This is a genomic window from Pectobacterium wasabiae CFBP 3304, from assembly GCF_001742185.1.
Taxonomy (GTDB): domain Bacteria; phylum Pseudomonadota; class Gammaproteobacteria; order Enterobacterales; family Enterobacteriaceae; genus Pectobacterium; species Pectobacterium wasabiae.
Genome location: NZ_CP015750.1, coordinates 4,026,266 through 4,049,726, shown reverse-complemented (window position 1 = coordinate 4,049,726; position 23,461 = coordinate 4,026,266). Strand labels below are relative to the sequence as shown.

Here is a 23,461-nt window from a genome sequence, read left to right as displayed (position 1 = left end):
TGTAACCTTAAGTACGATTCATTACATTAAAGCAATATTTTTGTTACGAAAGGAGCATGATGCGTTCCTTAGCCATGCAAGTGCGTACAGCAAGCCTGCGAACAGTGATTGCTTGTGTCATTAAACACCCTCCAATAACGACCCCCTGCGTTTTTCTGCCTATTGACTTAAATGATATTGATAATTATTCTCAAATGATATTTCACGGTTTGTAAGGATATCCGCATGATTGGTTTTCACACCCTTTTATCTGCCTTGTTCCGCCGTATTGCGCTCTCGTGCGCCTTGCTGCTTTTAGCCAGCACATCCGTTCAGGCAACTGAAAAACTAAAAGTTATCACCACCTTTACCATTATTCAGGATATCGCCCAAAACATAGCTGGCGATGCTGCAACGGTTGAGTCCATAACCAAACCGGGTGCAGAGATTCATGATTATCAACCAACACCGCGCGATATCGTTAAAACACAATCTGCACAACTGGTGCTGTGGAACGGTATGAACCTTGAGCGCTGGTTTACGCGCTTTTTCGAAAATGTCAAAAATGTGCCCGCCGTCGTGGTGACGGAAGGCATTACGCCCCTCCCTATTCGCGAGGGTGCCTATAATGGCAATCCGAATCCGCATGCCTGGATGTCCCCTTCCAATGCGTTAATCTATATTGAAAACATTCGCAAAGGTTTGGTTCAAGCCGATCCTGCCAATGCAGAAACCTATAACCGTAACGCCAAGGCCTATGCGGAAAAAATTAAGGCGCTTGATGCACCACTGCGTGAACGCCTATCCCGCATTCCAGAGCAGCAGCGTTGGTTGGTCACCAGTGAAGGCGCATTTAGCTATCTGGCGAAGGATTATCAATTCAATGAAGTCTATCTCTGGCCAATCAATGCCGATGAACAAGGTTCGCCGCAGCAGGTACGTCGGGTTATTGATACCGTGCGTGAAAAGGCGATCCCTGTGGTGTTTAGTGAAAGCACCATTTCCGATAAGCCCGCAAAACAGGTCAGCAAAGAAACGGGGGCGAAATATGGTGGCGTGCTGTATGTTGATTCGCTGTCTACGGAAAAAGGCCCCGTACCAACCTATATCGACCTGTTACAAGTGACGGTGGAAACCATCGCGAAAGGATTTAATCAATGAGTCGTGATCGAACAGAGCAGTCACTAGAAGTCAATGATGTTTCGGTTACTTACAGCAACGGACATCAAGCGATTCGCCACGCCTCTTTTTCTCTGACTGGCGGTACGATTTGCGCTTTGGTCGGCGTAAATGGTAGCGGAAAATCCACGTTATTCAAAAGTATCATGGGGTTAGTCAAGCCAACCTCAGGGCAGGTACTGCTCAATCAGCAACCCATCTACCAGGCGTTGAAACAGAATCTGGTTGCCTATGTTCCACAAACAGAGGATGTGGACTGGAATTTTCCCGTTCTGGTTGCCGACGTGGTCATGATGGGGCGCTACGGGCGGATGAATTTCCTGCGCATCCCCAGTAAACAAGACCGTGCGATTGTGGCCGAATCATTGGAGCGCGTCGGGCTGTCGACGCTGCAGCATCGCCAAATCGGGGAACTGTCCGGCGGCCAGAAAAAACGCGTTTTTCTGGCCCGGGCGCTGGCGCAACAAGGCAGCGTTCTGCTGTTGGATGAGCCTTTTACGGGAGTCGACGTCAAAACGGAGAATGCCATCATCGAGCTACTTCGTACCTTGCGCGACGAAGGGCATTTGATTCTGGTAGCAACCCATAACCTCGGTAGCGTCCCCGAGTTTTGTGACAATGTTATTTTGGTCAATCGCACCGTGTTAGCCGCAGGGCCGACACACAGCACCTTTACCCAAAGTAATTTGGAGAAAACGTTCGGGGGCGTCCTGCGGCACATCAACCTCGGGGGGGCGCATCTTCACGACGACGACGACGTTCGCTCGGTGACGGTATTAACCGACGATGAGCGTCCTGCGGTGTTCTATGGTTCGACTAAAAGCGACCCTCCTGCGTCACGCACAATACCGGAGGAGAAGAAGCCCTGATGATCGATATCCTGCTGCAGCCATTCAACTATAACTACATGGTCAAGGCGATCTGGGTCAGCGCGATTGTCGGTGGCGTATGCGCTTTTCTTTCAGCGTACCTGATGCTGAAAGGCTGGTCGCTGATGGGTGATGCGCTCTCACACTCCGTTGTTCCCGGCGTTGCGGGGGCCTATGCATTGGGCCTGCCCTACGCTGCCGGCGCATTTTTTACTGGTATGCTCGCTGCGCTGGCGATGACCCTTATCCGTCACATTACCCGATTGCGCGAAGATGCGATTATCGGTTTTATTTTCTCAACGTTTTTTGCCGTCGGTCTGCTGATTATTTCGCTCAACCCGACATCGGTTAATGTGCAGTCCATCATTTTCGGCAATATTTTGGGTATCGCCGACGAAGATATCCTGCAAGTTGAGATCATCATCGGCGTGACGTTCGTGATCCTCTGTCTGCTGTGGAAGGATCTGCTGGCTGTGTTCTTTGATGAGAACCATGCCCGTTCGATTGGCCTTTCTCCGCTGAAACTGAAAATTCTCTTCTTTACGCTACTTAGCGCCTGTACTGTCGCGGCATTGCAAACCGTCGGCGCGATTTTGGTGATCGCGATGGTGATTACACCGGGAGCCACAGCTTACCTGCTTACCGACCGGTTTGGTCGCCTGGTTGTGATTTCTATTGCGCTCGGCGCGCTAACCAGTGCGGTAGGAGCCTATCTGAGCTTTTTCCTCGATGGTGCGACTGGCGGCGTGATTGTCACGTTACAAACCGTTGTTTTCCTGTTGGCGTTTGTCTTCGCTCCCAAACATGGATTACTGGCATCACGCCGGCTGCGATTGCGCGATCAATCAGGAGATGCTTTATGATGCTAATTAGCTGGCTAACCGATCCCCTGTCTTATCCATTCATGCAGCGAGCATTACTCGCCGCCGTCGTCACGGGTACGGTTTGCGCGGTACTGTCCTGCTATCTGGTGCTGAAAGGCTGGTCGCTAATGGGCGATGCCATTTCTCATGCCGTATTGCCCGGTATCGTTGTCGCGTTTCTACTGGGAATTCCGCTGGTCATTGGCGCTTTTGTTTCCGGTATTTTTTGTGCGATAGCGACGGGATATGTGAAAGAGCACAGCCGGGTCAAAGAAGATACGGTAATGGGGATCATCTTTTCCGGCATGTTTGCGCTGGGACTCGTCATGTTTGCACGCATCGATACCGATCAGCACCTGAACCATATTCTATTTGGTAATGTGCTAGGTATCACTCCGCAAGAACTGACGCAAATATTAGTGATTGCGGGAGTGACATTGGCCGTCATTTTGTTAAAACGGCGAGATTTCATGTTGTACTGCTTCGATCCCAATCATGCCCGTGTCATTGGTCTGCCCGTTAAGCTACTGCATTACGGATTACTGAGTCTACTGGCAATGACCATCGTGGCATCATTACAGGCCGTCGGCGTTATCTTGGTGATTGCGATGCTGATTGCACCGGGGATCATTGCTTTTATGGTCTGCAAACGCTTCGACTATATGGTGCTTGTCGCCACGCTGGTTTCCGTCATTTCTTGTATTGCTGGCACCCTAATCAGTTTTTACATCGATGGTGCGACGGGCCCTTGTATCGTCATTGTTCAGGCGCTGTTCTTCACGTTAGCCCTAGCTTACCACCAGCTCAAACTGCGTCGTCAAGCGGCATCTCAGATTGTCAGCGACGCGCTGTAGTACCTCGCCTCTTTGCCTCAGCATGACGTAACCGGAACATCATTGCCGGTTACGTCATGATCTAACGGATTGAGCGGCATCCTAACGCCGTTATTTTTAATTGCGACTATACTTGTTTCTCGCTATCTCTACCTATCGGTTATCACTGTGCTGTATACCTGTAATATTTCAAGCTGCATATGCGTTGGCTGCGTTCACTCACCCGAATCACTTACCTGAGTAAGCTCATCGGGATGAAATGAGAGACATCCTGTCTCTCACCGAAGGCCAGCCGTTGGCTGGTCAAATTCGTTCCCGACGAATTTGACTCTCGCTTGCCGCCTTCATGCAACTCGAATTATTTGAGGTATAGATTCCATTTTTATTATGCTCAATGGGTTACCGTAAACGAATCACCCCAGTGAACAGCAGGGTATCGGCAACATCAACGGGAGGATGACCTTATGTGGCAAGCTATCAGCCGACTTTTGGAAGAGCATCACGGTACTGCGGACATTCAGGAACACCGCGAATTGTCCGGCGGTGAAATACATCCGGCCTGGTACATCCGCTACGGCGAGCATGACATCTTCGTAAAATGCGATCGCCGTGAAATGCTAGCCAAGTTCACTGCTGAAGCCGATCAGCTTCACTTACTGAGCCGCAGTAATACAGTACGAGTACCTAAGGTCTATGGTGTCGGCAGTTCACGCGATCACAGTTTCCTGCTTCTCCAATACTTGCCCGTCAAACCGTTGGATGCCCACAGCGCGTGGTGTCTGGGCGAACAACTCGCACGCCTACACCAGTGGAGCGATCAGCCACAATTTGGGTTGGATTTTGATAACGACCTCTCGACAACGCCACAACCCAATAGCTGGCAGCGGCGTTGGGCGACCTTTTTTGCCGAACAGCGTATTGGGTGGCAGCTACAGCTAGCGGCGGAAAAAGGGATGCACTTTGGCCATATTGAAACGCTGATCGCGCGCGTTGAGGAACGTCTCGCCGGGCATCAGCCGCAACCGTCACTCTTACACGGTGACCTGTGGCCAGATAATTGTGCAAATAGTCAGGATGGCAGTTATTTGTTCGACCCGGCCTGCTATTGGGGGGACAGAGAATGCGATTTAGCCATGCTGCCTCGCTATCCGGCCCTACCCGCACAGATTTATGATGGCTATCAGAGTGTATGGCCGCTGGATAAAGGCTTTATCGATCGCCAACCTATTTATCAGATTTACTATCTGCTTAACCGCGCCAATCTTTTCGGTGGCAAGCATATTGTTGAGGCGCACCAACTGATCGAGCAGCAGTTTTTGGTCTAATGCGAGGCGTTTTATTTCAGGTAAGAAAGATGTTTCAGCGTCTGGCGCAACCTCTGCGCCAGACCGTCACTCAGACTGGTAGCCCTAATAAGTGCAACACCAGGTAGCCAATACCCGCGATAATTACCGGCAGAATATACAGCGGAAAGAATTGCACAAAGATCGTATGTGCCGGGACAATGACACGCGATTCCAGCGTCTCACGCGTGCTCCCGCCCTCACCTTTCATCTTTTCCAGAATGACTTGATCTTCAATACCTTCCTTAATTACTTTCGCCTGACGAGACATCCGGGCACCCGAAACCTGCAACGCGAGGCCAATAAAAATCAGGATGTAGATCAGCCAAAACATCAGCGTCGCCGCACTGAAAAAACGCGTAAAATCCGGTACGGGTGAGTTGTACCAAAAAACGTTCAGGAAAGGCGTATTAAAGCGCACCATGTCGACCATCAGATGCAGAAAATCCAGAAGAACAGCATCAATGCCCTGTTTTTTCTGGGTGTAGGCGTAAAGATAGTTAGCCAGCGAGACGAAGGTTGAAAGCAGCGCGGGGATAAAAAGTATCCATCCAGCAAGGCGTTTAACCACGGCAATACGGCCAGCCTGTTGATACGTCATGAGAACCCCTTCTTAGCGACGCAACATCGATAATATATCGTTTTAGTACGACGGGTAGCCTACTGTAAGTTTACGTGCAGTCAACACTTTATCTCCCGCACCGCCTGATAAGCCACAATAACCACTTGCCACCATCCTGCTTCGAGCTGCCTGTGTGCTGGCTATGACTTAGCCCTTGCATGGACCACGTATTGCTCAAAATGCTAGCGTTTTATCCTGCCCCCTGACTTATTTAAGGTATAGTTTACCACTAAACATTCTTTTCCTTTGCTGACGGAGCCCGTGGTATGTCCTTTGATTCCTCTATACGAGCGGCAATTTTTGATATGGATGGGCTGCTGATTGATTCCGAACCCCTGTGGGATAAGGCCGAGCTGGAAGTGATCGCTTCGCTAGGCGTTGATATTTCACTGCGGGAATCCATGCAAGATACACTGGGTTTACGCATCGATATGGTGGTCGAACTCTGGTATCAACGTTCGCCCTGGGTGGCACCAGCACGAGACGAGGTCGTCCACCGCATTATCGATCGCGCCATCGAACTCGTTGCCAAGCAACGTCCTCTCCTACCCGGCGTAGAATATGCTCTGCAACTGTGTCGTGAGCAGAACCTTAAAATTGGACTGGCTTCCGCTTCACCACTCCACATGCAGCAGCAGGTGCTGCGCATGTTTAAGCTGGATCGCTACTTTGATGTCCTGATGTCAGCCGAAACATTGCCGTATAGCAAACCTCATCCCGAAGTGTATTTAAATGCCGCAAACGGACTCGGTGTTTCTCCTGCACAGTGCGTTACGCTGGAAGATTCGGTAAATGGCATGATTGCAACCAAAGCGGCGCGTATGCGTTCCATCGTTATTCCACAGACTGAATTTCGTGCTGACGCACGCTGGGCGCTGGCCGACTATAAGTTGGACTCACTGAATCAACTGACTGCTGAGCATTTGGTATAAGAATAAAGAAGCGGAAGGAGAAAAAAACAGACACCGCAGGGTATTGCGAAAGCGTGGCCGACGATATGTCGACCACGCTTTGAGGCATTACAGGAAATCAGCTCGCTTAGGCGAGAAAGCATCGATCAGAACGCTGCCATCTTCCAGCGCAACCACGCCATGCATCTCGGGTTTCACCGCCAGATAGGCGTCGCCTGCTTTCAGGATACGTTTATCACCTTCGATCTCCACTTCGAAACTACCAGCGGCAACATAAGCAATCTGATCGTGAATCTCATGGAAGTGCGGCGTACCAATCGCACCTTTATCAAAGTGCACGTAAACCATCATCAGCTCATCGCTCCACGTCATGATTTTACGTTTAATGCCACCGCCCAGTTCTTCCCATGGCGTTTCATCATCAATAAAGTATCTTCTCATTATCATCTCTCCTCTAACGCTTTTATTGCCCATACCTTCTATTGCGTCAACAAACTGTGCACGACAACGAGTGTATGATTATGGATTACGACATTTTAGCCACATCAGTACCAGAAGAAACATAAAATAAGCAAAACCATGACGGCCCTCAAGAAATAAATAAAACATTATTTCATTTTTATTGAATTCGCATCCCATCCAAACTATCATCCCGCATAACAAGAAAGAACCGGGCACGTTGAGGAATAGGTGACGTTGTCACTGCCACGCGACATCATCTGTTTCGCCCGGCGCTTTCGCCAGGAACAGTGAGTAATGAAACGGCCGTTTTCCACATGATGGGTAAGCAGCAGGAAGCCCGTCATAGCGTAATAAAAAACGAGCAGGCGGTGATTTCACCGATCTGGTTAATGTATTCCGGTGTTGGCACCAGACGCTACACCTTTATCTGGGGCATGGTTGGCGAGAATCAAGTTTTCGGTGACATGGATCACGTCAAGGTTAGCGAGTTACGTTAATCGCTTTCAACCGGAATTACCGGTGTTCCCTACAGTAACAGCTAACGACTAAGTATTGTCGCTTACAGAGAGATTACAGCTATGATTTTAAATTCTTTTGATTTACAAGGTAAAGTTGCTCTTATCACCGGTTGTGATACCGGTTTGGGTCAGGGTATGGCTATCGGTCTGGCGCAAGCCGGCTGTGATATCGTCGGCGTCAACATCGTTGAGCCAAAAGACACCATCGAAAAAGTCACCGCACTGGGACGCCGTTTCCTCAGTCTGACCGCTGACATGAGCAATGTATCTGGTCATGCCGAACTGGTAGAAAAAGCCGTTGCTGAATTTGGCCACGTTGACATTCTGGTCAACAACGCCGGCATCATTCGTCGCGAAGATGCTATCGAGTTCAGTGAGAAAAACTGGGACGACGTCATGAATCTGAACATTAAGAGCGTTTTCTTTATGTCTCAGACCGTTGCGCGCCAGTTCATCAAACAAGGTAAAGGCGGCAAGATCATCAACATCGCTTCTATGCTGTCCTTCCAGGGCGGTATCCGCGTGCCTTCTTACACCGCATCAAAAAGCGCCGTTATGGGTGTGACCCGTCTGTTGGCTAACGAGTGGGCAAAACACGGCATCAACGTCAACGCGATTGCTCCAGGGTACATGGCAACCAACAATACCCAGCAACTGCGCGCTGATGAAGACCGTAGCAAAGAAATTCTGGATCGTATCCCCGCTGGCCGCTGGGGTTTACCACAGGATCTGATGGGCCCATCCGTCTTCCTGGCATCCAGCGCATCTGACTACATCAATGGCTACACCATTGCCGTTGACGGCGGCTGGTTGGCTCGCTAAGCGTAATTTTTCTTAGCGGCATTTCGCCAATCTGCGATAAAAAGCACAATTCCGGTTGTGCTTTTTATTTATTTTTCAATTTGTTATTTCGTTCCTCATCATTCTTTCTCCTGCCAAAATCCTTTCTTAAAAAAAATCAAAACAACGTTCCGACTTTGATCACACTTTCGAGATTGCGTGCATGACGACAAGGTTAATAGCGCAATATAATCAATCAAAACAGTGTTTCTATTTATAAGGAACTGTTCCACGGTTCCATAAGAAGGTACTCCATGAGTATTTTTGAAAACTTATACACCAGCAGGAAATCGCAGCTCGACGAATGGGTTGCAGCGCTTGATAGCCACATCGCTTGCGTACAGGATAAAGGTCGCAGTCAGAGCCAGCCTACGCCATTACTGGCAGATGGCTTTGATGTAGAAAATTATGCGCCTGTAGTATGGCAATTCCCTGATGGGCATAGCGCACCTATTTCTAATTTTGCCAGCCAGCAAAATTGGCTAAGAACACTGTGCGCCATGAGCGCCGTTACCGATGATGATAGTTATCAACAATACGCTATCGCACAAAGCGAATATTTTCTGGAACACTTTGTTGATAATAATAGCGGCCTGTTCTACTGGGGCGGACACCGCTTTATTAATCTGGATACATTAGAAGGCGAAGGCCCAGAGTCCAAAGCGCAGGTGCATGAATTAAAGCATCACCTGCCTTATTATTCGCTGTTACATCGCGTTAATGCGGAAAAGACGCTGAATTTCTTTCAGGGTTTCTGGAACGCGCACGTTGAAAACTGGGAGTCATTGGACTTAGGTCGCCATGGCGATTACAGCAAAAAACGCGATCCCAATGTGTTCCTGCATAACCGTCATGATGTCGTCGATCCAGCACAGTGGCCTACTCTGCCATTAACGAAAGGATTGACGTTTGTTAATGCTGGCACGGATCTGATTTACGCCGCATTCAAATATGCAGAATACACGGGTGATAGCCATGCAGCGGCCTGGGGTAAGCACCTTTATCGCCAATATGTTCTGGCTCGCAACCCAGAAACTGGCATGCCGGTGTATCAGTTCAGCTCACCACAGCAGCGCCAACCTGTACCGGAAGATGATAACCAGACGCAGTCCTGGTTTGGCGATCGTGCTCAACGCCAGTTTGGCCCAGAGTTCGGCGAAATTGCGCGTGAAGCCAATGTGCTGTTCCGCGATATGCGCCCACTACTGATTGATAACCCACTGGCCATGCTGGATATCCTCCGCACTCAGCCTGATGCTGAAATGCTGGATTGGGTGATTTCTGGGTTAAAAAATTATTATCAGTATGCCTACGATGTCACCAGCAATACGCTGCGGCCGATGTGGAATAACGGTCAAGACATGACAGGCTACCGTTTTCAACGCGATGGGTATTACGGCAAAGCGGGAACAGAATTAAAACCGTTTGCATTAGAAGGCGATTATTTATTACCGCTGGTTCGTGCTTATCGCCTGAGCGCCGATGAGGATCTGTATGCACTGGTTAACACAATGCTGACGCGGTTGAACAAAGAAAATATTCAGGACATCGCCAGCCCAATGCTTCTGTTGACCGTTATTGAACTGGCCGATCACAAGCAATCAGAATCCTGGGCACATTACGCCGCACAACTGGCGAGCGTTCTGTTTGAACAACACTTCCATCATGGCTTGTTTGTTCGCTCTGCACAGCATCGTTATGTTCGTCTGGATGATACTTATCCGCTGGCTCTACTGACTTTCGTTGCCGCTTGTCGCAACAAATTAAACGCTATTCCACCGTTCTTGACGCAAGGTGGATATGTTCACGGTGATTTTTGCGTTAACGGGGAAAATAGAATTGTTTATGACGTGGAGTTAATTTATCCAGAGTTATTAACGGCTTAATTTTATATTTTTTTAATGATTCACAATTACAAATAGGTAAGCATTATGAATGAAAACAGAATGCTGGGGTTAGCCTATATCTCCCCCTATATTATAGGGCTGATAGTTTTTACCGCTTTCCCCTTTGTTTCGTCATTTATCCTCAGTTTTACTGAGTATGATTTGATAAATCCGCCTGAATTTACGGGGCTAGAAAACTATCACCGCATGTTCCTGGAGGATGATCTCTTTTGGAAATCAATGGGCGTCACCTTTGCCTATGTATTTCTGACCATTCCACTGAAATTAATCTTCGCGCTGTTGATTGCGTTTGTGCTTAATTTCAAATTACGTGGTATCGGTTTCTTCCGTACTGCTTACTATGTGCCTTCTATTCTGGGCAGCAGCGTGGCAATCGCCGTTTTGTGGCGTGCACTATTCGCCATCGATGGTTTGTTAAACAGCTTCCTCGGCGTGTTTGGCTTTGACGCCATCAACTGGCTGGGCGAACCTTCACTGGCACTGATGTCGGTAACCCTGCTGCGCGTATGGCAGTTCGGTTCCGCGATGGTTATCTTCTTGGCTGCATTGCAGAACGTTCCGCAATCACAGTATGAAGCCGCCATGATTGACGGTGCATCCAAATGGCAAATGTTCCTGAAAGTAACAGTACCGCTAATTACACCCGTTATTTTCTTTAACTTTATCATGCAGACCACTCAGGCATTCCAGGAGTTCACGGCACCTTACGTCATTACCGGCGGCGGTCCAACGCACTACACTTACCTGTTCTCGCTCTATATCTATGATACGGCATTCAAGTATTTCGATATGGGCTATGGTGCTGCGTTAGCATGGGTTCTGTTCCTGGTTGTTGCAGTATTTGCGTCGATCTCCTTTAAGTCGTCGAAATACTGGGTGTTCTACTCCGCTGATAAAGGAGGAAAAAATGGCTGACATGCATTCAAACCTGACTACAGCACAAGAAATTGCTGCTGCAGAAGTACGCCGCACGCTGCGTAAAGAAAAACTCAGTGCCGTTATCCGTTACGTGATACTGCTGTTCGTTGGTTTACTGATGCTTTACCCACTGGCGTGGATGTTCTCAGCCTCGTTCAAACCGAACCATGAGATCTTCACGACGCTGGGCCTGTGGCCAGAACACGCCACATGGGACGGTTTCGTTAACGGTTGGAAAACCGGTACGGAATACAATTTCGGTCACTACATGATTAACACTTTCCAGTACGTGATTCCGAAAGTGGCTCTGACCGTTATTTCCTCGGTGATTGTGGCTTATGGCTTCGCTCGCTTTGACATTCCGTGGAAGGGCTTCTGGTTCGCGACACTGATCACCACCATGCTATTGCCAAGCACCGTACTGTTGATTCCGCAGTACCTCATGTTCCGCGAAATGGGCATGCTGAACAGCTATCTGCCACTGTACTTACCGCTGGCGTTTGCAACACAAGGGTTCTTTGTGTTCATGCTGATCCAGTTCCTGCGTGGTGTACCGCGTGATATGGAAGAAGCCGCTCAGATCGATGGCTGTAACTCCTTCCAGGTTCTGTGGTATGTGGTCGTACCGATTTTGAAACCAGCCATCATCTCTGTTGCGCTGTTCCAGTTCATGTGGTCAATGAACGACTTCATCGGTCCGCTGATTTATGTCTATAGCGTGGATAAATATCCGATTGCGCTGGCGCTGAAAATGTCTATCGACGTTACTGAAGGCGCTCCGTGGAATGAAATCCTGGCCATGTCCAGCATCTCCATTCTGCCATCCATTATTGTTTTCTTCCTGGCACAGCGCTACTTCGTACAAGGCGTGACCAGCAGCGGAATTAAAGGTTAATAGAGGATTTATCATGGCTGAAGTTATTTTCAATAAACTGGACAAAGTATACTCCAACGGTTTCAAAGCTGTTCACGGCATCGACCTGACGATTAAAGACGGTGAATTCATGGTTATCGTCGGCCCGTCTGGCTGTGCGAAATCCACTACGCTGCGTATGCTGGCGGGTCTGGAAACCATCAGCGGCGGTGAAGTACGCATCGGTGAACGCGTTGTTAACAATCTGGCGCCGAAAGATCGCGGGATTGCCATGGTGTTCCAGAACTACGCCCTCTACCCTCACATGACGGTAAAAGAGAACCTGGCGTTTGGTCTGAAACTGAGCAAAATGCCTAAAGAGCAAATTGAAGCGCAGGTCGCTGAAGCGTCCAAAATTCTGGAACTGGAAGACCTAATGGATCGTCTGCCGCGCCAACTGTCTGGTGGTCAGGCACAGCGTGTGGCCGTAGGACGCGCCATCGTTAAAAAGCCGGATGTGTTCCTGTTTGACGAACCGTTATCTAACCTGGATGCCAAACTGCGCGCTTCCATGCGTATCCGTATTTCTGACCTGCATAAGCAGTTGAAGAAAAGCGGTAAAGCGGCAACGACGGTATATGTTACCCACGACCAGACCGAAGCCATGACCATGGGTGACCGTATCTGCGTGATGAAACTCGGTCACATCATGCAGGTCGATACGCCAGATAACCTGTATCATTTCCCTGTCAACATGTTCGTTGCTGGCTTCATTGGCTCACCAGAAATGAACATTAAGCCGTGCAAACTGGTCGAGAAAGACGGTCAGATTGGCGTTGTTGTGGGTAATAACGCGCTGGTGTTAAATGCTGAAAAACAAGATAAAGTGCGCAGCTACGTAGGACAGGACGTATTCTTCGGTGTTCGCCCAGACTATGTTTCCGTGTCAGATACGCCATTTGAAGGCAGCCATTCACAGGGTGAACTGGTTCGCGTAGAAAACATGGGTCACGAATTCTTTATGTACATTAAAGTCGATGGCTTTGAATTAACCAGCCGCATTCCTTACGACGAAGGTCGGCTGATTATCGAGAAGGGACTGCATCGTCCGGTATATTTCCAGTTCGACATGGAAAAATGCCATATTTTTGATGCAAAAACAGAAAAAAATATCTCTCTTTAACAGGAGTAGTAACCGATGAAAAAAGCGATCCTACACACGTTAATAGCTTCATCTCTGGCATTAGTTGCAATGCCATCTCTGGCAGCCGATCAGGTTGAGTTGAGAATGTCCTGGTGGGGCGGCAACAGCCGTCACCAGCAGACGCTCAAGGCCATTGAAGAGTTCCATAAACAGCACCCAGACATCACCGTGAAAGCGGAATACACCGGGTGGGATGGTCACCTGTCTCGTCTGACAACACAGATTGCCGGTAACACTGAGCCAGATGTGATGCAGACCAACTGGAACTGGCTGCCGATTTTCTCCAAAAACGGCGATGGTTTTTATGATCTGAACAAAGTGAAAGATTCTCTGGATCTGACACAGTTCGATGCAAAAGAACTGCAAAACACCACGGTCAACGGCAAGCTGAACGGTATTCCAATCTCTGTTACCGCTCGCGTGTTCTACTTCAATACCGAAAGCTGGGCAAAAGCAGGTCTGGAATACCCGAAAACGTGGGACGAACTGCTGAATGCCGGTAAAGTGTTCAAAGAAAAACTGGGCGACCAATACTACCCTATCGTGTTGGAACACCAGGATTCTCTGGCACTGCTGAACTCTTACATGGTTCAGAAATACAACATTCCTGCTATTGATGTAAAAAGTCAGAAATTCGCCTATACCGATGCACAATGGGTTGAATTCTTTGGCATGTATAAGAAATTGATCGACAGCCATGTCATGCCTGATGCGAAATACTATGCTTCTTTCGGTAAGAGCAACATGTATGAGATGAAGCCATGGATCAATGGCGAGTGGTCTGGTACTTACATGTGGAACTCCACCATCACCAAGTACTCTGACAACCTGCAACCACCAGCAAAACTGGCGTTGGGTAACTATCCAATGCTGCCTAATGCGAAAGACTCCGGTTTGTTCTTCAAACCTGCACAGATGCTGTCTATCGGTAAATCAACCAAGCATCCTAAAGAGTCTGCTCAGTTGATCAACTTCCTGCTGAACAGCAAGGAAGGCGCTCAAGCACTGGGTCTGGAGCGTGGTGTACCGTTGAGTAAAGCCGCTGTGGCTCAGTTGACTGCTGATGGCGTCATCAAAGATGATGCACCAGCCGTTGCTGGGTTGAAACTGGCGCTGTCTCTGCCGCATGACGTTGCTGTTTCTCCTTATTTCGACGATCCACAAATCGTTTCTCTGTTTGGTGATACCATCCAGTCTATCGATTACGGTCAGAAATCTGTTGAAGACGCAGCGAAATACTTCCAGCGTCAATCTGAACGTATTCTGAAACGCGCAATGAAATAATGTAGTACGCGATTTACCCAGTAATTTATCCCTGCCGCACCGACGGCAGGGATTTTTCATTTAAATTAAAACAACCCTTATATTCAATTCGATCTTCCTCACAATTTGAAACCCCATTTTACTTTTTGTTACCCAAGACGATCTCGATCACAGAACGTAATTTAATAATAAATAGAATAGAACTTGTCCCAAAAAGCATAATGCGCCTTTCGAAATAAAGTATTAAGCGACATCCTAACCAATAGGGAATATAACAATGAAATTTAAATTACTAGCTCTGGCAGTTACTTCATTAATCAGTGTAAATGCAATGGCCGTAACCATCGATTACCGTCATGAAATGAAAGACACCCCGAAAAACGATCACCGCGATCGTTTATCAGTATCACACCGTTTTGCCAATGGTTTTGGCTTATCTGTCGAAGCAAAATGGAGACAGTCTAAAGAAGATACAACGCCTAATAAACCCTTTAATGAAACCGTCAGCAACGGTACTGAAGTGGTAGCCAGCTATGTTTACAACTTCAATAAAACATTTTCCTTAGAGCCTGGATTCTCTTTAGATTCTGCCTCAGACTCTAATAACTACCGTCCTTATTTACGTGGTAAAGTCAATTTAACCGATGATTTATCAACCTCGTTACGCTATCGCCCTTACTACAAACGTATAAGTGGCAATTTGAATAATAATAAAAACAATCAAGAAAACGGTTATAACTTGACCGCTGTTGTTAGCTATAAATTCCTGAAAGACTTCCAGGTTGATTACGAGCTGGACTACAAAAAAGCAAATAAAGCTGGCGCATATCAATACGACAATGAAACATACGATTTCAGTCATGATGTGAAAATGTCTTATAAACTGGATAAAAACTGGAAGCCTTATATGGCGGTAGGTAACGTTGCCGATTCTGGCACCAACGATCATCGTCAAACTCGTTACCGTGTTGGTGTGCAATACAGCTTCTAATAATGACCTGGTTATTTAAATAAGCGTTATTAGTTAGCGAAAGGGATGTTATTGTTAATTGATTCACTCAGTTCTATCATTAACGTCCCTTTATTATGATGTCCGTCGTAGGTTAAGCAAGTTACGTTTCGTTGTTACATGTGGTGCCGTTAAATACGATTTAGCTGCATGCGTTTTAGCTGTTGAAATTGCTGTGTCTGATTTACCCTCTTCGTGTATGAATGTTACTTCTTTCTTATATTTTGCGGTTCAGGGTAGTCATTTTTTCTCCGATGTAATGGCTACCCTATTTTTTATCATCGCTCACCCCCTTTCCCTTTGTCAGGTGATCTATCATGATTGTTCGTTCTCTGCTTGTCGGGGCCATTATGATGTCTGTAAATGGATTAAGTTACGCCCAACCTGTTTTCCCTGTCTGGCCACACGGTGATGCACCGGGAGCTTCTTCCTCAACGGTGCAGCCGCAACTAGTCGAACGAAGTAAAGATGCTGCTCTCCCCGACCGAGCAGCGATGGGTATTCGCAGCCCCGAAATTACCGTTTATCAGGCAGAGAAACCCAATGGTATGGCATTGCTCATTACGCCAGGTGGTTCTTATCAGCGCGTCGTGCTGGATAAAGAAGGCAGCGATCTGGCCCCATTCTTTAATCAGCAGGGCTACACCCTGTTCGTAATGACCTATCGCATGCCCGGTGAAGGCCATAAAGAAGGCGCTGATGCCCCACTGGCCGATGCCCAACGAGCAATAAGAACACTGAGAGCCAATGCTGATAAGTGGCACATTAACCCACAGCGCATCGGTATTATGGGGTTCTCTGCCGGTGGTCACGTTGCCGCTAGCCTCGGAACCCGATTCGCACAATCCGTTTATCCCGCAATGGATGCCATTGACAGCGTAAGCGCACGCCCTGACTTTATGGTGTTGATGTACCCCGTTATTTCTATGCAAGCCGATATTGCGCATGCAGGCTCGCGTAAACAATTAATCGGCGAACAGCCAACGGAAGCGCAGGTGATCCGTTATTCTCCAGAGAAACAGGTTACGGCTCAAACGCCCCCTACGTTTCTGGTACATGCCGTTGACGATCCGTCAGTATCGGTTGATAACAGTCTGGTGATGTTTAACGCACTGCGAGGGGAAAAAATTCCGGTTGAAATGCATCTCTTTGAGAAAGGTAAGCATGGCTTCGGTCTGCGCGGTACCAAGGGGCTTCCCGCAGCGGCATGGCCTCAACTGTTAGACAATTGGCTGCAAACGTTGCCCATAGAACAGCCTAAAGCCACGCAATAATAGAGACATAGCGTAATAAATCGTTACGCTGTCACCGCTTCCGCAGACAGAGATAATCTCTTATACTGTATAAAATAACAGTTTTATTTGAGAAGTTTCATGACTGCGGAAGGACACCTACTTTTTTCTGTTGCCTGCGTGATTCTGGCTAAAAAAGTTGAGCTATCGCCAGCGCTGGCTACTGGAGATTGGTGGCACATTATCCCAGGAGCACTCCTTACCGCGCTGCTGCCCGATATCGATCACCCAAAATCTGTTCTTGGACAACGCCTTAAATGGCTTTCTACGCCTATTGCGCGGCTTTTTGGTCATCGAGGATTTACTCACAGCCTCCTGGCTATCGCTACAGGTATTTTCTTTATTCAGACGCGCTTGCCACCGAGTTGGCCGATTCCGACTGATGCCTATCATGCCATGATCGTCGGTTATCTGAGCCACATTCTCGCTGATATGCTGACCCCCTCCGGTGTTCCCCTGCTCTGGCCCTGCCGCTGGCGTTTCCGCTTACCGATTTTAAACAGCCAAAAAGGCAATCAACTAGAACGCTTCCTATGCCTTGCCTGTATCGGTTTCTCGCTGTATCAACCGCAAAAAAATTTGGATTGCTGTACCTACGAACAGTCATTTCGCTTTTTGCAGTCCGCGCAGACCTACCTTTTTCAATACGTAAAATAGCGGTGTTGTCTGCTACGGCTTTGTCTGGGTAACACGATGGCAAAAGACCTGCTATCCTGTGCGCGTTTATTATTTCTTATCGCGAAAAATCAGACTTCTCCATCAAACTGCCCAACGATTGGGTGAGTTTGTGGGCCGTGTGATATAACGCGATTCACTGATAGGGAGAAAGGCCGGATGAATTTTCCGCTACTTATAAATATTCTGCTATTTGTCGCATTGCTGCTCGGATTAGGTTACACCAGCCGCAATCCATCCTGGAGTCTGGCAAAGAAAGTGTTGCTGGGTTTGGTTGTCGGGGTGCTATTTGGTCTGGCACTACATCTTATTTATGGCGGCGACAACCCGATCGTTAAGCAGTCCATCACATGGTTTAACATCGTCGGTAATGGCTATGTGCAGTTGTTACAAATGATCGTAATGCCGCTGGTATTTATCTCCATCCTCAATTCCGTCGCCAAACTGCATAATGCTTCATCATTAGGGAAAATCAGCGTCTTGACGCTTTCCACGTTGTTGATCACTACGCTGATTTCTGCGTTGGTCGGCGTGTTTGTCACCAATCTGTTTGGCCTGACGGCAACTGGACTGGTACAGGGTGCGCAAGAAACCGCACGATTAACGGCAATTGAAAGCAACTACGCAGGCAAAGTCGCTGACCTTAACGTTCCTCAACTTATCCTGTCATTCATTCCTAAAAACCCGTTTGCTGAACTAACCGGCGCTAACCCAACGTCCATCATCAGCGTCGTCGTCTTCGCGGCTTTCCTTGGCGTTGCCGCGTTACAACTGCTGAAAGATGACGCCGTGAAAGGTGAACGTGTGTTAACCGCTATTGACACGCTGCAATCCTGGGTAATGAAACTCGTTCGTCTGGTGATGAAGCTAACCCCTTACGGCGTCATGGCGCTGATGACCAAAATGGTTGCTAGCTCTAACCTGCAAGACATCCTCAAGCTGGGTAGCTTCGTTGTTGCATCCTATCTGGGGCTGGCAATAATGTTCGGCGTACATGCGCTGATTTTGTCTTTCACTGGCATCAATCCAGCCCGTTTTTATCGCAAAGTCTGGCCGGTACTGACATTCGCGTTTACCAGTCGCTCCAGTGCGGCAACTATTCCGCTCAGCATCGAAGCGCAAACGCGCCGCATTGGCGTTCCGCAATCTATCGCCAGCTTCGCGGCGTCTTTCGGTACGACAATCGGTCAGAACGGCTGTGCGGGGCTTTATCCAGCAATGCTGGCCGTGATGGTCGCACCAACGGTGGGAATTAATCCTCTGGACCCGGTCTGGATCGCAACGTTGGTCGGCATTGTCACCATCAGCTCTGCGGGTGTCGCGGGTGTAGGCGGCGGGGCCACCTTTGCCGCACTCATCGTCCTGCCCGCTATGGGATTGCCAGTGACGCTCGTTGCTCTGCTGATCTCTATTGAACCGCTTATCGATATGGGACGTACTGCGCTCAACGTTAGCGGATCGATGACGGCAGGAACCGTCACCAGCCAGTTGATGAAGCAGACGGATAAAGCGGTTTTCAACGCACAGGATGACGCGGAGTTAACACACCGCTAAGCCATGCTGCTGCATAAAAAAACGCCGACGGCTGAAGCTATCGGCGTTTTTTTATAACAATGTCGTGCAATCAGGTTACTTAGCGCTGTGGATTTGTGTCATAAGCCTGGCAACTCTGGAAACCTTTATTGAGAACATGCCCCGTATCGCTATAGCTCACAAAATAGTTCTGCGCGGTACCATCGCGGTTTTTCAGCAGATAATCACTACAGGTGCCCTTGGCATTAACCAGCCGTTTTTCGGTGCCTCCACTCCCCGCAATCTGATGGACCTGCTGCTTCGTCATACCCACCTTCACATCTTTCACCACAGGCTCATTAACATAGCTTTCTGCTTTGTTGTAAGCCGAACATCCCGCCAACATGACAGCACCCGCTGCCGCAATACATACCAGTAATCTGTTATTCTTCATCTCATCACCTCATTATTAATGGGTCACCCTAAGGCTAGTCGGCGGCGACCACTTTTTCAAATCACAATGTAGGGATGTAACCTATTGGCCGATAGTTAAAAATCGGTTAGCTATAGGGAAAATGACTACCTGACAGCTTGCTCTTTTTCTTCACGCCAATTCGTTTTACACTCAGGTAATCGTAATAATTCTTTTGCAGTATCAATAGGTTCAGGAGGGAGATGGCATGTCATTACAAAACGACATTATCACTGCGTTGGGCGTGAAAAGCAGCATCGATCCAGCACAGGAAATCCGTGTTAGCGTTGATTTTTTAAAGAATTATCTGAATGCCCACCCGTTCGTTACGTCGTTAGTGCTGGGCATCAGCGGTGGCCAGGATTCTACGCTGACAGGCAAACTGTGCCAGACGGCTATCACGGAATTGCGCAATGAGACGGGAAATTCTCGCTATCAGTTCATCGCTGTCCGGTTACCTTACGGCGTACAGGCTGATGAAGCAGACTGTCAGGATGCCATCGCCTTTATCCAACCCGATCGCGTACTCACCGTAAATATCAAATCTGCTATCGAAGCCAGTGAAGCCACCTTACGTGCTATTGGCATAGAGCTTTCTGATTTTGTCAAAGGCAATGAAAAAGCCCGGGAACGCATGAAAGCACAGTACAGCATCGCGGGTATGAACGCAGGCCTTGTCGTTGGTACCGATCATGCGGCAGAGGCGGTAACGGGCTTTTTCACCAAATACGGAGATGGCGGTACCGATATCAACCCCATTTTCCGACTGAATAAGCGTCAGGGCAAAGCGCTGTTGCGCGAACTAGGCTGCCCTTCTCATCTGTATACGAAAGCTCCAACGGCCGATCTGGAAGAAGACCGTCCGTCCCTTCCCGATGAAGTCGCGCTGGGCGTGACCTATGAAAAGATTGACGATTATCTGGAAGGCAAGCAGATCGAGGCGGACGACGCGGCCACAATCGAGAACTGGTATCGTAAAACGGAGCACAAACGTCGTCCCCCCATTACCGTATTTGATGACTTCTGGCAGTAAACTCTCGCTATGAACATCACCGGACGCGGACAACGACGTCCGGTTCGCTCCTGATGCTTTCGGCTCGCGCTTTACGGCATCCTCACTCATTCGAGTGCCAGGACAAAACGTTAATGTTTTTAACAACCTGAAGCGTTTGTCCATCAGGACGATGAACATGCAAGGAGCGGGTAATGCAACTAACGCACAGACAATTGGCAGAATAACAGGAATAAATATGACGCCACAGCGCGCCACGCTCACGGGCTTACTGGCCATCATTCTATGGAGTACATCCGTTGGGCTTATCCGTAGCCTGACAGAAGCGCTCGGCCCCATCGGGGGCGCGGCAATGATTTATTCCACCAGCACGCTATGCCTGCTGGCCTTTTATGGCCTGCCACGCATTAAAACGCTACCCAGAATCTATTTGTTCGCGGGCGGTGCGCTGTTTGTCAGTTATGAAATATTTTTGTCGCTTTCCATCGGATTAGCCGATAGCCGCATGCAAGCGATGGAGATCGGGATGATTAACTATCTGTGGCCCAGTTTGACCATACTTTTTTCTCTTTTTATCAATCAGCAGAAAAGCCGTTTGCTGCTCTGGCCCGGTCTCACGCTCTCGCTAGGCGGCATCGTGTGGATTATGAAAGGGGAAAGCGACTGGACGCCAGAGCTACTGTGGAACAACATTCTTGCTAACCCGCTGGCCTACAGCCTGGCGTTTTCCGCAGCCTTGACCTGGGCGCTATATTGCAATGTCACCAAGCGTTACGGGCAGGGAAAAAGTGGCGTATCTCTGTTCTTTTTCATCACATCGCTGGTGCTATGGATTCAGTATTTCTTCAGTGCCGAAGGGCCGATTTCATTAACGTTGCCGAGTTTACTGGAATTGCTGTTTATGGGTGCCTCAGCCGCATTGGCCTATTCAGCATGGAATGCCGGTATTCAGTATGGCAACCTGACGTTGCTGGCAACCGCCTCTTACTTTACGCCCGTGCTTTCCACATTGCTGGCGGCAATCTGGCTTAACATCACGCCCGCTATTTCATTCTGGCAAGGCGTCGCAATGGTCACAATAGGCTCGCTGCTCTGCTGGTACGCAACGCGCCCCTGCCGCGATAACCTGTTATAGTATCGGCCACATTTCGTTACCTAAAAAGCCACACATGTTAAGCCGTTTCTTTTCGTACTATTCTCCCTACAAAGGGTTATTCGTCCTCGATTTTGGCTGCGCTATTATCGCTGGCCTGCTTGAACTCGGTTTTCCGATGGCGATTAAGGCGTTCATCGACAAACTGTTACCCGCTCAAGACTGGTCACTGATCCTGTTAGCGTCGGTGGCGCTATTAGCTGTATACCTGTTGAATACGGCGCTGATGGCCATCGTCAACTATTGGGGACACGCGCTGGGCGTGGGGATTGAAACTGATATGCGCCGGCAGGCATTTGAACACCTGCAAAATTTGCCTTTCCGTTACTACGACAATATGAAGACCGGGCATATCATCACCCACGTCACCAAAGATCTGGAAGAAGTGGGTGAAATCGCCCACCACGGCCCGGAAGACCTGTTCCTCGCTATCATGACGTTTATTGGCGCATTTATTCTGATGGCGACGGTTCACCTGAATCTGGCGTTGCTAACGATTGTTATCGTACCTTTCATGGGATATCTCGTCAGCCGCTATGGCGCACGCATGACGGAAACCTGGCGTCAGCTCTTTGGTCAGGTAGGCAACTTCAACGCCCGCATTGAAGAGAGCGTGGGCGGTATCCGTGTCGTTAAAGCTTTTGCTAATGAAACCCATGAGAAGAAACTGTTTTCTCACGATAACGAAAACTACCGCCGCACCAAATTGCAGGCCTACCGCATCATGACTGCCAGCATGACGCTCAGCTACCTCAGCACGCGCCTGATACAGCTTATCGTGATGCTGGCGGGCATCTGGTATGTCATTCAGGGCGAACTCACCTACGGCGGTTTTATCGGTTTTCTGCTGCTGATCGAGGTTTTCTTCCGTCCTGTTGCCAAAATTACCTCAGTGCTGGAGAGCTATCCCAAAGGCATCGCGGGATTCAAGCGCTTTACTCAACTGATCGATACGGTTCCCGAAATTGCCGATGCCCCTGATGCACATGATGTCGGGCCGCTGAAAGGTAATATCGAGTTCAAACAGGTAGGCTTTGGTTATTCCACCGAACGTCCGATTCTGCGCAATATCGATCTATCGATTCGCGCGGGGGAAACCGTAGCGTTTGTTGGCCCGTCCGGCGCAGGAAAAACCACACTTTGTTCTCTCCTGCCCCGCTTCTACGATTTAACCCACGGGGCCATCACCATTGACGGCATGGATATCCGCCAGATGACGCAGGCGTCGTTACGCAGCCAAATTGGCATCGTACAGCAGGATGTTTTCCTGTTCGGCGGCACCATTCGAGAAAACATCGCCTACGGAAAACTGGGTGCCAGCGATGATGAAATCATGGAAGCTGCACGACGGGCCAGATTAGATGAACTGATCGAAAATCTGCCTGAAGGGCTGGATACCGTGGTCGGCGAACGCGGCGTTAAGCTGTCGGGTGGGCAAAAGCAGCGTTTGTCTATCGCGCGAATCTTCCTGAAAAATCCGCCGATCCTGATTCTTGACGAAGCGACATCCGCACTGGATACAGCGACGGAACAGGCGATACAGCAATCACTTAGCGAGCTCTCCACAGGACGCACCACGCTGGTCATCGCACATCGACTGGCAACCATACAGAACGCAGGACGTATTGTGGTGGTGGATAATGGCAGCATCATTGAGCAAGGCAGCCATCAAGCGTTGCTGGAACACAGTGGCATTTATGCGACTTTACATCAGGCACAATTCAGCCAAACTTGATCCCTTCTTTTCTCCGGCGAGGGTTCTCCTCGCCTTT

At 48.8% G+C, this 23,461-nt stretch carries 22 protein-coding genes and 1 pseudogene; 20 read left to right on the top strand and 3 right to left on the bottom strand.

Annotation, left to right across the window (positions count from 1 at the left end; translation table 11 throughout):
* Nucleotides 1-225: 225 nt before the first annotated feature.
* From A7983_RS18500 to A7983_RS18480, 5 genes are all read left to right on the top strand, one after another.
* Nucleotides 226-1,140 carry a metal ABC transporter substrate-binding protein gene (locus A7983_RS18500; protein ID WP_005968833.1) on the top strand — a complete coding sequence of 305 codons (915 nt, stop codon included), beginning with the start codon at nucleotides 226-228 and terminating at the stop codon, nucleotides 1,138-1,140.
* Nucleotides 1,137-2,027, top strand: coding sequence for a manganese/iron ABC transporter ATP-binding protein (locus A7983_RS18495; protein ID WP_005968835.1), 891 nt, complete (start codon nucleotides 1,137-1,139; stop codon nucleotides 2,025-2,027). The genes A7983_RS18500 and A7983_RS18495 overlap by 4 nt, the downstream gene beginning before the upstream one ends.
* Nucleotides 2,027-2,890 (top strand): metal ABC transporter permease, encoded by an 864-nt coding sequence (locus tag A7983_RS18490; RefSeq protein ID WP_005968837.1) that lies wholly within the window; start codon nucleotides 2,027-2,029, stop codon nucleotides 2,888-2,890. Before A7983_RS18495 ends, A7983_RS18490 begins: the two co-directional genes overlap by 1 nt.
* Nucleotides 2,887-3,744 carry a metal ABC transporter permease gene (locus A7983_RS18485; protein ID WP_005968839.1) on the top strand — a complete coding sequence of 286 codons (858 nt, stop codon included), beginning with the start codon at nucleotides 2,887-2,889 and terminating at the stop codon, nucleotides 3,742-3,744. The genes A7983_RS18490 and A7983_RS18485 overlap by 4 nt, the downstream gene beginning before the upstream one ends.
* A 443-nt stretch (nucleotides 3,745-4,187) precedes the next feature.
* Nucleotides 4,188-5,048 (top strand): fructosamine kinase family protein, encoded by an 861-nt coding sequence (locus A7983_RS18480; protein ID WP_005968841.1) that lies wholly within the window; start codon nucleotides 4,188-4,190, stop codon nucleotides 5,046-5,048.
* 70 nt (nucleotides 5,049-5,118) lie between these two features.
* Here A7983_RS18480 and A7983_RS18475 read toward each other — a convergent pair whose 3' ends face one another.
* A complete protein-coding gene (locus tag A7983_RS18475) occupies nucleotides 5,119-5,667 on the bottom strand; it encodes a YniB family protein (protein WP_005968844.1) in 549 nt (182 codons plus the stop codon).
* A gap of 287 nt (nucleotides 5,668-5,954) precedes the next feature.
* Here A7983_RS18475 and hxpB point away from each other — a divergent pair, with 287 nt between their 5' ends.
* Nucleotides 5,955-6,620 carry a hexitol phosphatase HxpB gene (hxpB, locus tag A7983_RS18470; protein ID WP_005968846.1) on the top strand — a complete coding sequence of 222 codons (666 nt, stop codon included), beginning with the start codon at nucleotides 5,955-5,957 and terminating at the stop codon, nucleotides 6,618-6,620.
* An 87-nt stretch (nucleotides 6,621-6,707) separates the two neighbouring features.
* On the opposite strand, the gene A7983_RS18465 is transcribed toward hxpB, so the two are convergent.
* The gene (locus A7983_RS18465) at nucleotides 6,708-7,040 is read right to left on the bottom strand and encodes a cupin domain-containing protein (RefSeq protein ID WP_005968848.1); all 333 of its coding nucleotides are present in this window, start codon (nucleotides 7,038-7,040) and stop codon (nucleotides 6,708-6,710) included.
* Between the two features lie 308 nt (nucleotides 7,041-7,348).
* Here A7983_RS18465 and A7983_RS18460 point away from each other — a divergent pair.
* From A7983_RS18460 to A7983_RS18410, 11 genes and pseudogenes are all read left to right on the top strand, one after another.
* A pseudogene (locus A7983_RS18460) lies at nucleotides 7,349-7,558 on the top strand (5-dehydro-4-deoxy-D-glucuronate isomerase); the annotation flags it as partial.
* A gap of 81 nt (nucleotides 7,559-7,639) precedes the next feature.
* Nucleotides 7,640-8,401: a 2-dehydro-3-deoxy-D-gluconate 5-dehydrogenase KduD gene (kduD, locus tag A7983_RS18455; protein ID WP_005968850.1), complete on the top strand. Its 762-nt coding sequence runs from the start codon at nucleotides 7,640-7,642 to the stop codon at nucleotides 8,399-8,401.
* Nucleotides 8,402-8,673: 272 nt separating this feature from the next.
* Nucleotides 8,674-10,305: a pectate disaccharide-lyase PelW gene (gene pelW, locus A7983_RS18450; RefSeq protein WP_005968852.1), complete on the top strand. Its 1,632-nt coding sequence runs from the start codon at nucleotides 8,674-8,676 to the stop codon at nucleotides 10,303-10,305.
* A 45-nt stretch (nucleotides 10,306-10,350) separates the two neighbouring features.
* On the top strand, nucleotides 10,351-11,241 hold the full coding sequence (locus tag A7983_RS18445; RefSeq protein WP_005968854.1) for a carbohydrate ABC transporter permease: 891 nt from the start codon (nucleotides 10,351-10,353) through the stop codon (nucleotides 11,239-11,241).
* Nucleotides 11,234-12,139, top strand: coding sequence for a carbohydrate ABC transporter permease (locus tag A7983_RS18440; RefSeq protein WP_005968856.1), 906 nt, complete (start codon nucleotides 11,234-11,236; stop codon nucleotides 12,137-12,139). The genes A7983_RS18445 and A7983_RS18440 overlap by 8 nt, the downstream gene beginning before the upstream one ends.
* A 13-nt stretch (nucleotides 12,140-12,152) precedes the next feature.
* A complete protein-coding gene (locus tag A7983_RS18435; protein ID WP_005968858.1) occupies nucleotides 12,153-13,280 on the top strand; it encodes an ABC transporter ATP-binding protein in 1,128 nt (375 codons plus the stop codon).
* Between the two features lie 15 nt (nucleotides 13,281-13,295).
* Nucleotides 13,296-14,585 carry an ABC transporter substrate-binding protein gene (locus tag A7983_RS18430; protein WP_005968860.1) on the top strand — a complete coding sequence of 430 codons (1,290 nt, stop codon included), beginning with the start codon at nucleotides 13,296-13,298 and terminating at the stop codon, nucleotides 14,583-14,585.
* Nucleotides 14,586-14,841: 256 nt separating this feature from the next.
* Nucleotides 14,842-15,555: an oligogalacturonate-specific porin KdgM family protein gene (locus A7983_RS18425; protein WP_005968861.1), complete on the top strand. Its 714-nt coding sequence runs from the start codon at nucleotides 14,842-14,844 to the stop codon at nucleotides 15,553-15,555.
* 335 nt (nucleotides 15,556-15,890) lie between these two features.
* Nucleotides 15,891-16,847 carry a pectin acetylesterase PaeX gene (gene paeX / locus A7983_RS18420; RefSeq protein ID WP_005968863.1) on the top strand — a complete coding sequence of 319 codons (957 nt, stop codon included), beginning with the start codon at nucleotides 15,891-15,893 and terminating at the stop codon, nucleotides 16,845-16,847.
* A 99-nt stretch (nucleotides 16,848-16,946) separates the two neighbouring features.
* Nucleotides 16,947-17,522: a metal-dependent hydrolase gene (locus tag A7983_RS18415; protein ID WP_005968865.1), complete on the top strand. Its 576-nt coding sequence runs from the start codon at nucleotides 16,947-16,949 to the stop codon at nucleotides 17,520-17,522.
* A 177-nt stretch (nucleotides 17,523-17,699) separates the two neighbouring features.
* Nucleotides 17,700-19,094, top strand: a complete 1,395-nt coding sequence (locus tag A7983_RS18410; protein WP_005968867.1) for an L-cystine transporter — start codon at nucleotides 17,700-17,702, stop codon at nucleotides 19,092-19,094.
* A 79-nt stretch (nucleotides 19,095-19,173) separates the two neighbouring features.
* Here the strand turns inward: A7983_RS18410 and osmE are convergent, their stop codons facing one another.
* Nucleotides 19,174-19,506, bottom strand: a complete 333-nt coding sequence (gene osmE / locus A7983_RS18405) for an osmotically-inducible lipoprotein OsmE (protein ID WP_005968869.1) — start codon at nucleotides 19,504-19,506, stop codon at nucleotides 19,174-19,176.
* Nucleotides 19,507-19,732: 226 nt separating this feature from the next.
* On the opposite strand from osmE, the gene nadE reads away from it, so the two are divergent.
* From nadE to A7983_RS18390, 3 genes are all read left to right on the top strand, one after another.
* Nucleotides 19,733-20,557 carry an ammonia-dependent NAD(+) synthetase gene (nadE, locus tag A7983_RS18400; RefSeq protein ID WP_005968871.1) on the top strand — a complete coding sequence of 275 codons (825 nt, stop codon included), beginning with the start codon at nucleotides 19,733-19,735 and terminating at the stop codon, nucleotides 20,555-20,557.
* A 217-nt stretch (nucleotides 20,558-20,774) separates the two neighbouring features.
* On the top strand, nucleotides 20,775-21,671 hold the full coding sequence (gene yddG / locus A7983_RS18395) for an aromatic amino acid DMT transporter YddG (RefSeq protein WP_039477111.1): 897 nt from the start codon (nucleotides 20,775-20,777) through the stop codon (nucleotides 21,669-21,671).
* 34 nt (nucleotides 21,672-21,705) lie between these two features.
* The gene (locus tag A7983_RS18390; RefSeq protein WP_005968875.1) at nucleotides 21,706-23,424 is read left to right on the top strand and encodes an ABC transporter ATP-binding protein; all 1,719 of its coding nucleotides are present in this window, start codon (nucleotides 21,706-21,708) and stop codon (nucleotides 23,422-23,424) included.
* The last annotated feature ends 37 nt before the right edge of the window (nucleotides 23,425-23,461 follow it).

Bases quoted from the DNA above. Each gene is read 5' to 3' on its own strand.
- A7983_RS18500 (WP_005968833.1), top strand. From the start codon at position 226: ATGATTGGTTTTCACACCCTTTTATCTGCCTTGTTCCGCCGTATTGCG.
- A7983_RS18495 (WP_005968835.1), top strand. From the start codon at position 1,137: ATGAGTCGTGATCGAACAGAGCAGTCACTAGAAGTCAATGATGTTTCG.
- A7983_RS18490 (WP_005968837.1), top strand. From the start codon at position 2,027: ATGATCGATATCCTGCTGCAGCCATTCAACTATAACTACATGGTCAAG.
- A7983_RS18485 (WP_005968839.1), top strand. From the start codon at position 2,887: ATGATGCTAATTAGCTGGCTAACCGATCCCCTGTCTTATCCATTCATG.
- A7983_RS18480 (WP_005968841.1), top strand. From the start codon at position 4,188: ATGTGGCAAGCTATCAGCCGACTTTTGGAAGAGCATCACGGTACTGCG.
- A7983_RS18475 (WP_005968844.1), bottom strand. From the start codon at position 5,667: ATGACGTATCAACAGGCTGGCCGTATTGCCGTGGTTAAACGCCTTGCT.
- hxpB (WP_005968846.1), top strand. From the start codon at position 5,955: ATGTCCTTTGATTCCTCTATACGAGCGGCAATTTTTGATATGGATGGG.
- A7983_RS18465 (WP_005968848.1), bottom strand. From the start codon at position 7,040: ATGAGAAGATACTTTATTGATGATGAAACGCCATGGGAAGAACTGGGC.
- kduD (WP_005968850.1), top strand. From the start codon at position 7,640: ATGATTTTAAATTCTTTTGATTTACAAGGTAAAGTTGCTCTTATCACC.
- pelW (WP_005968852.1), top strand. From the start codon at position 8,674: ATGAGTATTTTTGAAAACTTATACACCAGCAGGAAATCGCAGCTCGAC.
- A7983_RS18445 (WP_005968854.1), top strand. From the start codon at position 10,351: ATGAATGAAAACAGAATGCTGGGGTTAGCCTATATCTCCCCCTATATT.
- A7983_RS18440 (WP_005968856.1), top strand. From the start codon at position 11,234: ATGGCTGACATGCATTCAAACCTGACTACAGCACAAGAAATTGCTGCT.
- A7983_RS18435 (WP_005968858.1), top strand. From the start codon at position 12,153: ATGGCTGAAGTTATTTTCAATAAACTGGACAAAGTATACTCCAACGGT.
- A7983_RS18430 (WP_005968860.1), top strand. From the start codon at position 13,296: ATGAAAAAAGCGATCCTACACACGTTAATAGCTTCATCTCTGGCATTA.
- A7983_RS18425 (WP_005968861.1), top strand. From the start codon at position 14,842: ATGAAATTTAAATTACTAGCTCTGGCAGTTACTTCATTAATCAGTGTA.
- paeX (WP_005968863.1), top strand. From the start codon at position 15,891: ATGATTGTTCGTTCTCTGCTTGTCGGGGCCATTATGATGTCTGTAAAT.
- A7983_RS18415 (WP_005968865.1), top strand. From the start codon at position 16,947: ATGACTGCGGAAGGACACCTACTTTTTTCTGTTGCCTGCGTGATTCTG.
- A7983_RS18410 (WP_005968867.1), top strand. From the start codon at position 17,700: ATGAATTTTCCGCTACTTATAAATATTCTGCTATTTGTCGCATTGCTG.
- osmE (WP_005968869.1), bottom strand. From the start codon at position 19,506: ATGAAGAATAACAGATTACTGGTATGTATTGCGGCAGCGGGTGCTGTC.
- nadE (WP_005968871.1), top strand. From the start codon at position 19,733: ATGTCATTACAAAACGACATTATCACTGCGTTGGGCGTGAAAAGCAGC.
- yddG (WP_039477111.1), top strand. From the start codon at position 20,775: ATGACGCCACAGCGCGCCACGCTCACGGGCTTACTGGCCATCATTCTA.
- A7983_RS18390 (WP_005968875.1), top strand. From the start codon at position 21,706: ATGTTAAGCCGTTTCTTTTCGTACTATTCTCCCTACAAAGGGTTATTC.